Origin of the sequence: Haloplanus rubicundus (genome assembly GCF_003342675.1) — an archaeon.
Classification (GTDB): Archaea; Halobacteriota; Halobacteria; order Halobacteriales; family Haloferacaceae; genus Haloplanus; species Haloplanus rubicundus.
Window position 1 is genome coordinate 714,359 of record NZ_CP031148.1, and the last position, 12,608, is coordinate 726,966.

General features: G+C 70.6%; 14 protein-coding genes. 11 read left to right on the top strand and 3 right to left on the bottom strand.

What is annotated here, in order from left to right:
- Positions 1–35 precede the first annotated feature (35 nt).
- Together DU484_RS04500 and DU484_RS04505 are read right to left on the bottom strand one after the other, a co-directional pair.
- Complete coding sequence (locus DU484_RS04500) at positions 36–1,316, bottom strand: tRNA pseudouridine(54/55) synthase Pus10 (protein ID WP_114605215.1); 1,281 nt, start codon at positions 1,314–1,316, stop codon at positions 36–38.
- A gap of 34 nt (positions 1,317–1,350) precedes the next feature.
- The gene (locus DU484_RS04505) at positions 1,351–1,893 is read right to left on the bottom strand and encodes a DUF4112 domain-containing protein (RefSeq protein WP_157969250.1); all 543 of its coding nucleotides are present in this window, start codon (positions 1,891–1,893) and stop codon (positions 1,351–1,353) included.
- 243 nt (positions 1,894–2,136) lie between these two features.
- Here DU484_RS04505 and DU484_RS04510 point away from each other — a divergent pair, with 243 nt between their 5' ends.
- The 6 genes from DU484_RS04510 to DU484_RS04530 all read left to right on the top strand — a co-directional run bounded on the left by DU484_RS04510 (position 2,137) and on the right by DU484_RS04530 (position 7,368).
- Positions 2,137–3,993, top strand: coding sequence for a formate/nitrite transporter family protein (locus tag DU484_RS04510; protein ID WP_114605216.1), 1,857 nt, complete (start codon positions 2,137–2,139; stop codon positions 3,991–3,993).
- 103 nt (positions 3,994–4,096) lie between these two features.
- Positions 4,097–4,906: a CPBP family intramembrane glutamic endopeptidase gene (locus DU484_RS04515; RefSeq protein WP_114584982.1), complete on the top strand. Its 810-nt coding sequence runs from the start codon at positions 4,097–4,099 to the stop codon at positions 4,904–4,906.
- Between the two features lie 54 nt (positions 4,907–4,960).
- The gene (tgtA, locus tag DU484_RS04520) at positions 4,961–6,454 is read left to right on the top strand and encodes a tRNA guanosine(15) transglycosylase TgtA (protein WP_114605217.1); all 1,494 of its coding nucleotides are present in this window, start codon (positions 4,961–4,963) and stop codon (positions 6,452–6,454) included.
- Between the two features lie 69 nt (positions 6,455–6,523).
- Positions 6,524–6,889: a hypothetical protein gene (locus tag DU484_RS04525; protein WP_114584984.1), complete on the top strand. Its 366-nt coding sequence runs from the start codon at positions 6,524–6,526 to the stop codon at positions 6,887–6,889.
- A 76-nt stretch (positions 6,890–6,965) separates the two neighbouring features.
- Positions 6,966–7,106, top strand: a complete 141-nt coding sequence (locus tag DU484_RS19390) for a hypothetical protein (RefSeq protein WP_157969251.1) — start codon at positions 6,966–6,968, stop codon at positions 7,104–7,106.
- Between the two features lie 67 nt (positions 7,107–7,173).
- Complete coding sequence (locus tag DU484_RS04530; RefSeq protein WP_114605218.1) at positions 7,174–7,368, top strand: cold-shock protein; 195 nt, start codon at positions 7,174–7,176, stop codon at positions 7,366–7,368.
- 86 nt (positions 7,369–7,454) lie between these two features.
- Here the strand turns inward: DU484_RS04530 and DU484_RS04535 are convergent, their stop codons facing one another.
- Entirely contained in the window at positions 7,455–7,922 is a 468-nt protein-coding gene (locus tag DU484_RS04535) for a pyridoxamine 5'-phosphate oxidase family protein (RefSeq protein ID WP_114584986.1), read from the bottom strand.
- An 85-nt stretch (positions 7,923–8,007) separates the two neighbouring features.
- Here DU484_RS04535 and DU484_RS04540 point away from each other — a divergent pair, with 85 nt between their 5' ends.
- From DU484_RS04540 to DU484_RS04555, 5 genes are all read left to right on the top strand, one after another.
- Positions 8,008–8,247 (top strand): hypothetical protein, encoded by a 240-nt coding sequence (locus DU484_RS04540; RefSeq protein WP_114584987.1) that lies wholly within the window; start codon positions 8,008–8,010, stop codon positions 8,245–8,247.
- A 50-nt stretch (positions 8,248–8,297) separates the two neighbouring features.
- Positions 8,298–10,058: an archaeosine synthase subunit alpha gene (gene arcS, locus DU484_RS04545; protein WP_114605219.1), complete on the top strand. Its 1,761-nt coding sequence runs from the start codon at positions 8,298–8,300 to the stop codon at positions 10,056–10,058.
- A gap of 88 nt (positions 10,059–10,146) precedes the next feature.
- Positions 10,147–11,979, top strand: coding sequence for an aldehyde ferredoxin oxidoreductase family protein (locus tag DU484_RS04550; RefSeq protein ID WP_114605220.1), 1,833 nt, complete (start codon positions 10,147–10,149; stop codon positions 11,977–11,979).
- Positions 11,976–12,140: a hypothetical protein gene (locus DU484_RS19395; RefSeq protein WP_157969498.1), complete on the top strand. Its 165-nt coding sequence runs from the start codon at positions 11,976–11,978 to the stop codon at positions 12,138–12,140. Before DU484_RS04550 ends, DU484_RS19395 begins: the two co-directional genes overlap by 4 nt.
- A gap of 39 nt (positions 12,141–12,179) precedes the next feature.
- On the top strand, positions 12,180–12,566 hold the full coding sequence (locus DU484_RS04555; protein WP_114584990.1) for a hypothetical protein: 387 nt from the start codon (positions 12,180–12,182) through the stop codon (positions 12,564–12,566).
- Positions 12,567–12,608 lie beyond the last annotated feature (42 nt).

Here is a 12,608-nt window from a genome sequence, read left to right on the forward strand (position 1 = left end):
CGTATGTACTCCGTGCCGGGGACACCCCAGCCGAGCTATATGAAGTAGGCGTCGTCCTCGAACGGTTCGTCCTCGCCCTCGACGGCGAGGACGTCGAGGTCGGTGACGCGGGCGCCGACGCCGAGCAGACCGGCGAGGCTCGGCTCCGTCCGTCCGTCGTCGCCCGAGACGAGTTCCTTCACGTAGAGGCCGCCGGCGCCGTGAATCTCGACGGTCGCGTGGGTGGAATCGTCGAGTTCGCCCGACATGGCGTACACCTCGCGGGTGCGGGTCAGATTCGCCCGCCGGTGGTCGACCCGCTGGGGGGTGTACTGCTCGACCGTCGCGCCGTCGAGTTCGTCGAGGGCGTCGGCGAGAGCGTCCGCGTCGACCGGGTCGTCGAACGCGACGGCGGCGCGGTAGGTCTTGCTCGCGTCGAGGCGCTTGACGCGTTCGACCATCTCGTAGGTGGCCAGCCGAAGCCCCTCCACCTCGACGGCGCCCTCGGCGAAGGCGTTCACGTCCGATTCGAGGCGCTCGACGTCGATATCGCGCCGGCGCGGCTCCTTCACCTCGACGACGAACGGGCGGCCGGTGCCGAGCATTCGGGCGTCCACGTCCTCGCGGCCGGCGCCGTGGAAGACGGCGTCGACGCCGTCCATCACGTCCTCGACGAGCGGGGCGATCAGTCCCTCGACGCTCCGGTCGTAGAGGTAGCCCGACCCGTCGCAGTGGTCGCAGGGCTCGCTGCCCTGCCGTCCGCTCCCGTCGCACTCCCGACAGGGCCACTCCGTCTGGGGGATGTCGCGTTCGAGTTTCCGGTAGCGGCCGTAGACGAACGCGGAGTTGATCGTCGTCTCCACCCGGTCGGCGTCGACGTCGAGGACGAACTGCACGTCCGGCCGCTCGAAGTCCACCTCGGTGTCGGTCAGGCGGCCGACTCGTTTGCCCACCTCGCGGTTGAACTCCATCTTGAACGGCTCGCCCGCGTCGGGGTCGGCGCCGACCTCCTCGCGGAGCAAGCGCTCGTTCTCCTCGATCAGTGGCGGCGTGCGGGTGCCGACCTGATACGTCTCGAACTCGATGGTCTCGACCGACTCCGCGGCGCGCTCGGCCCAGTCGTCGAACGTGGCACAGCGGCCTTCACAGACCCAGCAGTCTGCGATGTCGACGGGGTCGAAGGGTTCGTCGTCGTCGAGGGCGGCGGCGACGCGGAGCGACCGGCCGCGCTCGGCGTTGGTCAACCCGAAGCTCCGGTCGGCGAAGACGCGCCCCAGACACGCGTCACACACCGGCCCGGTCGCGGCGAGCCGGCGCGCGTCGTCGAGGAGGCTCATAGCGGGTGAGGGGGCGGCGGCCGTAACTGTCTTGCTATCCGGACACACCGAGGGTGCGCACGAGCCACCACGCGAGGGTGACGAGGACGGCGGCGACGACGAGCGTGAGGACGACGACGACGGCGGCCAGCCGGCGCAGATACCGGCGGTCGGCGGCGGCGCTCGCGGGGTCGGCGAGGCGCGCTTCGAGGAGGCGGGTCGACCGCAGGTTCGCCTTCCAGTAGGCGTCGAAGAGGTCGCCGAGGACGGGGACGGACCCGACGACGGCGTCGAGCCAGAGGACGAACGCGATCCGGGCCAGCGTCGCCCGCGGGACGCCCGTCCGGGTGGCGACGGCGAAGACGTACGCCGAGACGGCGAGACCGAACCCGTCGCCGACGACGGGCAGGAGCCCGATCAGAGGTTCGATCCCGACGCGGAACTCCGTGCCGGGGACTCGAATCGAGTCGTCGAGCAGGTGGCTCAGGTCGCGGAGGCGCCGGAGGTCGGCAGCCGTGGCCGGATCGAGGTCCGCGTCGACGGTGACGATGGGGGCGTCCGCGTCGGCGCCGTCGGCGGAGTCGCGCGACGTGTTCACGACGATGCCGACGGGCGCCGTGGTGAAAGCGTCCGGGGTCGGGGCAGCGGATACTATTCGGAGTCGCGCGACTTCGTTGACGACACCCCAGACTCCTCCGGTTTCTGGTGTGCTCACGAGAGCGCTGCTCTCGTGAACGCCCGGGTTCGCGGACGGACTCGCTTCGTTCGCGTATCTCAACACGACCCCCGGCGACGACCACAAAGCTACTTACCGTGCCCCCTGAAGGCCGTGGGTACGGAGATGGCCGGCCCGAACTCCGACGCGGTGTCCGACGACGACTCCGCCCACGACCACGAGGACGACGTGCTCGCCGACCAGCTGTCCACCGACGAGGTGTACCAGCGGGTCGTCGCCGACGCCGACCACGAGATCACGTCCGGGACGCGCGAGCTGTTTTTCAGCGCGCTCGCCGCCGGGTTCGCGATCACCGTCACCTTCCTGCTGTACGCCTCGGTGACGGCGACGGCCGAGACCAAAATCGTGGGCGTCCTGCTGTACCCGCTGGGGTTCATCTACATCATCATCGGCGGCTACCAGCTCTACACCGAGAACACCCTCCCGCCGGTGGCGCTGACCCTGGAACGGCTGGCCTCGATTCCCACGCTCTTTCGCCACTGGCTGATCGTGCTCGCGGGCAACTTCCTCGGCGGCGGGCTGGGGGCACTGGCGCTGGCCTACGGCGGGGTGTTCGACGACGCCACCGCGGCAGTCGCGCTCGGGTTCGCGGAGAAAGGCATCGCCACCCCCGCGAGCGCCCTGTTCGTCAAGGCCGCCTTCGCCGGGCTGATCGTCGCCGGCGTGGTCTGGATCAACTTCGCCGCCCGCGACACCGTCTCCCGACTGCTGGTCGTCTACCTGGCCTTCCTCGCCATTCCCATGGGCAACCTGTTTCACGTGGTGGTCTCGTTCACCGAGGTGGTCTATCTGGCGCTCGTCACCGGCACCAATCCGGTGCCCGCGCTGGTCGGGTTCGTCCTGCCAGTCCTGCTGGGTAACACGATCGGTGGGGTGGTGTTGGTGACCGTCGTCAACTACTACCAGACCTCCGACCGGCGCCTGGAGATCGAGCGGTTTCGGAACGTCCGCCGGCTCTCGCTCCGGGAGTGGCTGGCCGGCTCGCTGGCCGGCCGGTCGTACGTCCCGGTGATCGACACCGTCGAGGAGATCGTCCGCGACCCGGAGGCGTACCGAATTCTGGTGCCTATCGCCAACCCCCGCACCGAAGCCGGCGTGGTTCGGCTGGCCTGCCAGCTCGCCAGCAGCCGCGAGAAAGGGAAGGTTCACGTCGTCCACGTCGTGCAGGCGCCGCGGCGGTGGTCCCCCGACGCCGAGCGCGTCCAGCGGGACCGGATCAGCGGCGAATCCGAGCGGCTTCTGGAGGACGCCCGCCGGATCGGCGCCAACCACGACGTCGCGCTGGAGACGTCGACGGTCGTCACCCCACGCTCCTTCGAGGAGATATTCACCCTCGCCCGGCGGACGAGCCCCGATCTGGTGGTGATGGACTGGGACCGCGAGGGGCTGTGGAGCTCCGCCCGCGCCGAGCGGCCGCTGGTCGAGTTGACCAACCGACTGCCCTGTGACTTCCTCGTCGCCAACGACCGCGGGCTCGACCCGTCGCGAATCCTGTTGCCGACCGCCGGCGGCCCCGACTCCGATCTGAACGCGGAGGTCGCCCGGGTGCTCCGGGAGGTCGCGAACGCGGAGGTCGAACTCCTCCACGTCGTCGACGACGCGGCCGACGAACGCGCCGGCGAGGCGTTCCTCCGCGACTGGGCCGCCGACCACGGGCTGGACGACGCGGCCATCACCGTCGACTCCGGCGACGTCGAGCCGGCCATCGCCCGCGCGGCCACCGACAGCACGATGCTCATGCTCGGGGCGACCGAACAGGGGCTGCTCTCCCGGCTGGTCCACAACTCGCTCCATCTGGACGTCGTCAACGACGTGGACTGTTCGGTGTTGCTGGCCGAACGCCCGTCCGAGCGGTCGATCCGCGAGCGGCTGTTCGGATCGCCGTCCAGGGACCGCCACCCCGCGGCGGCGTTCCGGGGCCGTGCCGACGCCGCCGAACCGAGGGAGGAGACGGACGGGTGACTGCCCCGTCGAGGCGGCGCCGCCGCGATACGTCGCGGGGTCGGTCGTAACGGCCCCCCGTGAACGGAGGGAAGCTTTTGACCGTCCCGTCCCACGGTCGGGTATGGTCTCGTCCTCGCTCCCGTTCGACGATTCGACGGTGTCCGCTCTCCAGGCCGTCGTCGCCGCGCTCGTAGTCTCCGGACTCGGTCTCGGCGCGGGCGTCGCCCTCGTCGTCGGCCTCTCGTTGCTCCTAGTCGGTCTCGGTCTGAACCCCTCGCCGCTCACCCTCCTCGTGATATCGCTCGTCTCGATTCAGGGCGTCGCGTTCGGCGGCGTCGCCCTTCTCTATCTCCGCTTTCGCGGTCGCCCCGTCACGAGCGTCGGCCTCCGACTCCCCTCGGTGCGCGACCTCCTGATCGTCGTCGCGGGCTACGCGACGGCCTTCATCGCCGCCATCACCGGGGCCATCGTCATCAGCGTCACGGGCGCCCCGGCGGGCGAGAACCAGGTCGCCGAGTTCGCGAGCACCGACCCCTCCGTCCTGCTGTGGCTGATCCCCGCCTCCTTCCTCCTCATCGGGCCGGGCGAGGAACTGCTCTTTCGGGGCATCGTCCAGGGACGGCTCCGCGAGACGTTCGACCGCGTCCCCGGCGTCGTCCTCGCGAGCGCGCTCTTCGCCGCCGTCCACTTCGCCGCCCTGACCGGCGGCACCGGCGGACGCCTCGTCACCATCACGGTTCTCTTTTTCCCCGCCCTCGTCTTCGGCACCGTCTACGAACTCACCGACAACCTCGTCGTCCCCGCGCTTGTCCACGGTGCGTACAACGCGACGCTGTTTGCCTTCGCTTACCTCGCCATCCGGCTCTCGGAGTCGGGGGGGCTCCCGGAGCCGGGAGCCGGCACCGAGATGCTCTCGCTGCTTCCCGTCTGATCGCACCCGTCGGCGAACGGAACCCTTACCGCCGCGCCCGCGAAAGCCGGGGCCATGCGCGAGCACTTCGAACTGCGGCGCGGCGACGCCCTCGGCCGCATCGGGGCGTTGACCGTGCCGCGGGCCGGCCGGACCGTCGAGACGCCGGCGCTGCTCCCCGTGATCAACCCCAACATCCGGACGGTGTCGCCGGCGCGACTCGAAGCCGAGTTCGGCGCCGAGGCCTTGATCACCAACGCCTACATCATTCGCAAGACCGCCGACCTCCGCGAGCGAGCCATAGCGGAGGGGCTCCACGACATGCTCGAGTTCTCGGGCGCCATCTTCACCGACTCCGGCTCCTTCCAGCTCGCCGAGTACGGCGAGATAGACGTGACGACCCGCGAGATTCTGGAGTTCCAGCACGCCATCGGCTCCGACGTGGCGACGCCGGTGGACGTGCCGACGCCGCCCGACGCCGCCCGCGAGGCGGCCGAGGTGGACCTGGAGACGACCCGGCAGGCGCTCGCGGACGCCGAGGCCGTCGACACCGGCGAGATGCTGGTCAACGCGCCGATCCAGGGCTCGACCCACCTCGACCTCCGGGAGGAGGCGGCTCGCCACGCCGACGCCACCGATCTGGACGTGTTCCCCGTCGGCGCCGTCGTCCCGTTGATGAACGACTACCGCTACGCCGACGTGGTGGACGTGGTGGCCGCGGCCAAGCGGGGGCTGGGCGCCGACGCCCCCGTCCACCTCTTCGGCGCCGGTCACCCCATGATGTTCGCGCTCGCCGTCGCGATGGGCTGTGACGTCTTCGACTCCGCCGCCTACGCCATCTACGCGCGCGACGACCGCTATCTCACCGTCCGCGGGACGAAACACCTCGACGACGTCGACTACTTCCCCTGCGAGTGTCCCGTCTGTGCCGCCAACGATCCCACCGACGTCCGCGCGGCCGACGACGACGAGCGCGAACGCCTCCTCGCGGAACACAACCTCCACGTCTCCTACGGCGAACTCCGCCGGATCAAGAACGCGATCAGGGAGGGGAGCCTGCTCGAACTCGTCGAGACCCGCGCCCGCGGTCACCCCACGATGCTCGACGGCTACCGCGCTCTCCTGGATCACACCGCGGAGATCGAACGCCACGACCCCGCCTCCAAGGGCGCCTTCTTCTACTGCTCGGCCGAGAGCGCGCGCCGACCCGAGGTAGTCCGCCACCACGACCGGATCGGCCGCCTCGACGCGCCCGCCCGACTGCTGGTGACGGCAGGATCGGCGCCCTCCGACGACTACTTCGACGCCGCGTGGCGCCTCTTGCCCCCCTTCGGTCCCGTCCCCCGCGCGCTCTCGGAGACGTACCCGTTCACCGCCGAACTCCCCGACCGCACCGACGCGGCGGCCTGCCAGGCCGCCGCCCGGGGGGTCGCCGCCCTCGTCGACGCCAACCCCGCGACCGACGTGACCGTCGCCCACGACGACTGGCCGGCCTCGGCGCTCGCGCTGCTGCCCGACTCGGTCACCGTCGAGCGACTGGGGGCGCGGCGGGATCGGGACGACGACTGACAGCTGTTCGCGTGTGACACACAGTCACGTTTCATTGAAATGTCAGCACTCCGTTGGTGGAACCGACAGATGTCCAACCGAACTCGCGCAGCCGACACGACGGAGCACGACCCCGAGGCGGGTGACGAACCGCTTTCCCCGGACGTCGCAGCGGCCCTCCGCGACGTCGCCGACCGGATCGACGGGTGTGCCGGATCGCTCCCGATCGGTCCCGCCCGTCACCACGCCAGACGCGCCGCGGTGGCCGCGCGGACGACGGCGGCCGAGGACGTGCGACTCGCGGACCGGCGGATGGCCATCGGGACGCTCGTCACGGAACTCCGGACTGCCGCGGACGAAGCCGACGCGACGCGCGCCCAGTACGACCTGCTCCAACTCCTGTACGAGGACGTGTTGCCGGTGACTCGCGAGGCGAGCGCCGACATCTACGCCTGAGTGGCGAGCGCGATGTGCCGGCCGCGTGCGCCTCGGCGACGACCGATTTTTGAGGGCGTGTCACGAAGACACACGCATGAACCGACGACGCTTCGTCGCGGCGGTGACCGTCAGCCTCGCCGGCTGTTCGTCCCCGGAGGACGACGGCGGGAGCGACGACGGGGGTAGTGGGCCGTACGGGAAGGTCGACGCCCGTCCCCGACCGGCCGCGCCCTGATCGGCACCCTCGTGGTACCACGACCCTCGCAACCGTTATCCGTCGGGGGAGTGTACGTTTGTTTGTAATGGCAAACGGTACGGTTGATTTCTTCAACGACACAGGCGGCTACGGTTTCATCGAGACTGACGACGCGGACGACGACGTGTTCTTCCACATGGAGGACGTTGGCGGTCCGGACCTCGAAGAGGGACAGGACGTGGACTTCGAAATCGAGGACTCCCCCAAGGGTCCCCGCGCGACGAACGTCGTCCGCAACTAACGCTATCGCCGCTCTGCGGCGACAGTCGACGCGTATTTTTGACGGACTCGCCCGCCGAGCGACCGGTGTGCGCCGATCGGCGGCCGTCAGTCCTGACTGACGTCCTGCATTCGCTCCGTGAAGTCCCACGAGTAGCATCGCTCGGGGTCGATCCGGATGGCGACTTCGTCCCGCGCCGGGTCGAGGAGCCGACGGGCGAGCGACGAGTCGGTACCGCCGAGGTAGCGTTCGAGGAGGGAGCGCAACACGGCCTTGTCGTCGTCGGGGGTCAGGGTCGCCGAGCCACAGCCACGGACTCCCCGGTAGGGTGGATCGTTGGTCGACACCTCGAAGGCGACGCCGTCGTCCGCCCGGAGATATCGCACTACGTCCGCGTCGGCCGAGGTAGCACAGACGAACTCGCCGGCGTCGGGGTCGAAGTCGTACCACAGCGAGAGCATCCAGAGGCCGCCGGGGGGTGTCCGGCAGGCCACACGGATCGGGACGTGAGCGTCGGCGAGAAAGGACGCGACCCCCGCGCGGTCCCACTCGCCGGTGTACGAAACCTCGGTCATGCCCCGCGTTAGGACGCGGGTGGCTAAAAGCCGCGGACTGGTCGACCGCCCAACGTTTTTGTCGCCCGGCCGAGAGCCGTCCGTCATGCTCCGCCCGCTCCTGCAGTTCGGCGTCCCCGGCGGCATCGAACTCCTGATCGTCCTGCTCATCACGGTGCTCTCTCTGGTCGTCCCGCTCGTCGTTTCCGTCCTGATCTACCGGGATGCGAAGGGGCGGGGCAGTCGCCACGCCCTCGCCTGGGCCGTCGGCGCCTTCCTCGGCAGTCTGGTCGTCTGGGTGCTCTACTACGTTGTCCGCGACGAGGTCGGGTCGCGGAGCGTGTAGCGACGGGCCGGGAACGAAATCTAGTTCCGCGTCCCCCGCCACGACCCTCCATGACCGAGTATTTCGAGGTTCACGCGCGGGACGGCGCCGCCCGGATCGGCGAACTCCGCCTGCGTGACCCCGTGACGACCCCCGCGCTCGCCGACGACGTCGTCGTCGACGCCGGGAGTCTGTGGGCCGCCGACCGCGACCCGCCGGAGGGAAACGAGGGGGCGGTGACGGTGCTTCCCCACCGCGCCTTCCCCGCGGGCACCGACCCGACCGTCCAGGAGTCCTTCGCCGTCGACTACCCCGACGTCGACTTCCCGAGCGCCGGCGTCGTCACCGCCGAGACGGCCGCCGACTACGGCTGTGACGCCTACGTCCTCGCGAACGCCCCGGGCGTCGTCGGCCACGGCGAATCCTTCCGCGACGAGACCATCGCCGTCCGCGAGGCGATTCCGCCGGACACCGCCCTCTATCTCGCCGGCGTCGCCACGCCCGCGAACGTCGCCAGCCTCGTCGCCGCCGGTGTCGACCTCGTCGACGCCAAACTCGCCCGCGTGAAGGGGAGACAGGGCGTGTATCTCACGACCGAGGGCGAGTACCACCTCGACGAACTCGCCGCCGAGGGCGGCGAACTCCCCGGTTCCTTCCCCTCCGATCCGCCGCTCGACGAGTTCACCCGCGAGGACTGCGTTTCCCACAACGTCGCGGCGCTCGACTCCGCGCTCGCGACCGTTCGCACCCGGATTCGCCGGGGGCGCCTGCGGGACTACCTGGAGGGGCAGGCCCGCCACGAGAACTGGCTGACCGCCACGTTCCGCGAGTTCGACCACGAGTACCGCTATCTGGAGGAGCGCACGCCCGTCATTCGCGAAGCGGAGATCAGCGCGGCGAGCGAGGAGACGCTGGATCGGGTCGAGATTCAGCGCTTCGCCGACCGCGTGACGACCCGCTATCGCAACCGGTTCTCGAACCCGCTCGTCCTCGTCCCCTGTTCGGCGCGGAAACCCTACAGCGACTCCCAGAGCCACGCCCAGTTCCACCGCGCCATACATTATCGCGGCCACCTCGCCTCGATGACCTCGCCCATCGGCGTCGTGCCCCAGGAACTGGAGTGTACCTACCCCGCCCAGCACTACGACGCCGTCGTCACCGGCGACTGGAGCGAGGGGGAGAAGACGTTCGTCGCGGCGGTGCTCCGGCGCTACCTGGAGCGCAACGACTACCCCCGGGTCATCGCGCACGTCCCCGGCGAGGGCTACCGCGACATCTGCGAACGGGTGGCCGACGACGTGGACGTGCCCTTCGAGTTCACCGTCGCGGACCACCCCACCACCTCCGAGTCGCTGTCGAACCTCTCGGACGCCCTCGCGGGCGAACTCAAGTACTCGAAGCGGGAGCGCCAGCACAACACGGTGCGGGCCATCGCGGACTACCAGTTCGGCGCGGGCGCGGGCGACGACCTGTTTCCCGACCTGCGGACGACGAGCCGGCACCCCAAGTTGCAGATTCGTGACGACGAGGGAACGCAACTCGCGGCACAGGTGCCCCAGTACGGCGTCCTCTCTTTCACGCTCGACGGCGCCCGGCACTGGGCCGAGAGCGACGCGCCGACCAAGCGGGTCGAAATCGACTCCTTCGTCCCCCACGGGAGCGTCCTCGCTCCCGGCGTCGTCGACGCGAGCGAGGGAATTCGCGTCGGCGACGAGGTGGTCGTCGAGGGGCCCGTTGCCTTCGGCGTCGGCCGCGCCGAGATGAGCGGGCCGGAGATGCGGGACAGTACGCGGGGCGTGGCCGTCCAGGTGCGCCACGTCGAGGAGACGTAGCGCGGAGTCGGCCGCGGGCATCACCCGCGGCCGTCCGGAGCGACCAGCGAGGACAACGCTTAACATCGTTTCCCGACTACGTGCGTCGATGCCATCGCCCGTCCGGCGCGACGTGATCCGGGTCGATCTCTCCGCGGGCACCGTCGTTCGCGAGCGCGTCCCCGACGACTGGCGACACGACTTCCTGGGCGGCAAGGGTCTCGGCGCCCGCTACCTCTACGCGGAACTCGACGCGGGGACCGACCCGCTCGGCCCCGACAACCGCCTCGCCTTCTTCCTCGGCCCGCTCTCGGGTTACCTGCCGGCTGAATCGCGCTACGCCGCCGTCACCAAGTCGCCGCTGACCGGCGCCTTCCTCGACTCCTACAGCGGCGGGTCGTTCGCGGACGCCCTCGCGGGGGCGCTCCCCGAGGCCTTCGGGCTGATCGTCCAGGGCGCCGCCGACGAGCCGGTGCAACTGACCGTCGCCGACGGCGACGTGACCGTCGAGTCGGCGGCCGACCTCTGGGGCGCCGACGCCGCGGAGGTGGACGACGCGCTCGCGGGATCGGTCGCCTGTATCGGCCCGGCCGGCGAGAACGAGGTGGCGTACGCGACGGTCGCCTCCGACGGCGGCGACCACCACGCCGGCCGCGGCGGCGCCGGAGCCGTGATGGGCGCGAAACGGCTGAAGGCCGTCGCCGTCCACGGCGACTCGCCGGAGCCGACGCCGGAACTCGCGGCGCTCCGGGAGCGCTACGACGACGCCTACCGCGACGACGACACCGGTCGCTGGCAGGCCGCCGGCGAGACGGTCGAGAGCGTCGACTTCGCCAACGAGGTGGGCGTCCTCTCCACCCGCGGCTGGCAGGGCGGGACGTTCGACGACGCCGGCGACATCGGCGTCGAGGCGGTGCGCGAGGCAGCGACGGGGCGGGAAAACGAAGAGGACGCCGTCCCGGGGGGCTTTCGCGTCGAGGCCGGAGACGACGAGTCGGTGCCGCGGGGCGGCGCCCTGATGTCGCTCGGCGCCGGCCTCGGGATCGACGACTTCGACGACGTGGCCCGTCTCGGCTCGGTCTGTGACCTGCTCGGTATGGACGCCATCAGCGCCGGCAACGCCGTCGCGTGGGTGATGCGCGCGGTGGACGCGGCCGCCGTCGACTTCGAGACGGATGTCGACCTCGCGTTCGGCGACGCCGACGCCGCGGCGGCGTTGCTGGAGGCCATCGCCACCCGTTCGACCGACCTCGGTGACACGCTCGCCGACGGGGTCGAGGCCGCCCGCGAGCGGCACGGCGCCGCGACGGTGCCGACGGTGAAGTCGATGGAACTGCCGGCCTACGACCCCCGCGGCGCCGCGGGGATGGCGCTGGCCTACGCCACCAGCGACCGCGGGGGGTGTCACCGCCGCGCCCGGCCGGTCGAGCGCGAGGCGTTCGCCCGCGACGAGTGGAGCGACGCCGACCGCGTCGCCACCGTCGTCGGCGCCCAGAACGTCCGCTCGACGCTCTGGAGCCTCGTCGTCGACGACTTCGCCGGCGAGACCATGTGGGAGGACCTCGGCGCGGAGTGGCTGCGGGCGGTCGGGCTGGACCACGACCGGGCGTCGCTGGCGACGCTCGGCGAACGCGTCTGGACGCTCGTCCGCCTGTTCAACGTCCGCGAGGGGTTCGACCGGGCGGACGACACCCTGCCCGAACTGTTCGAGGACCCGCTTCCCGACGGGCCGGCGGCCGGCCGCACCGTCGACCGCGAGGCGTTCGAGGCGATGCTCGACGCCTACTACGCGGCGCGTGGCTGGTCGGTCGAGGGGCTGCCGACCGCCGAGACGGTCGACCGACTTGGGCTCGGTCCGGTCGTCGACGACGAGACGCCGCTCGGATCGGCGCCGGCCGTCACGCCCGTCGAGCACGACCCCGGCCGCGACTACAGCCCGTGACGGGGTCGAACCCGTCGCGGCCCCACGACTGCTACCGGTGCGGTGCGACCATCGAACCCGGCCACGTCTACGGCGCACTCGACTTGCTCGACGCCGACGGCGACCTTCGGGTCATGCTCTGTCGCTCCTGTGCGGCGGAGCTACGCGCGTTTCTCGAATAGGTGCGGGACCCTTTTACCGCTCGCGGGCCACCGGTTCGTATGGACGAGTTCGACCTCGGCGTTCCCACACAGATTCTGGAATCGCTCCCCGACGAGGACGAGGCGGCACGACAGGACATGCAGCGGGCGGTCGCCGGCCTCGAAGCCCGACTGAACGAGGGCGTCTCGGCCGCGGACGACGAACGCGAGGCGGCCCAGACGGTCGTCGGCGCGCTCGAACGCCTCGAGGACCAGCTCGAACAGTACGACGAGTTCGTCCCCGAACTCCGGGCGTGGGGGCAGTCGCCCATCTACGCCATCGCGTGGCGCAATCTGCAGGCGGACCTCATCATGCAGATTCAGGAGGTCGGCTGGGTCGCCGAGCGCATCGATCAGGAGCGCAACTACCGGACCGTCGAGGACGGCATTCGTCTGAGCGATCGGTAGGGTAGCACCGCCACACGCTGTCGCGTTCCTTTTTACGCTGGC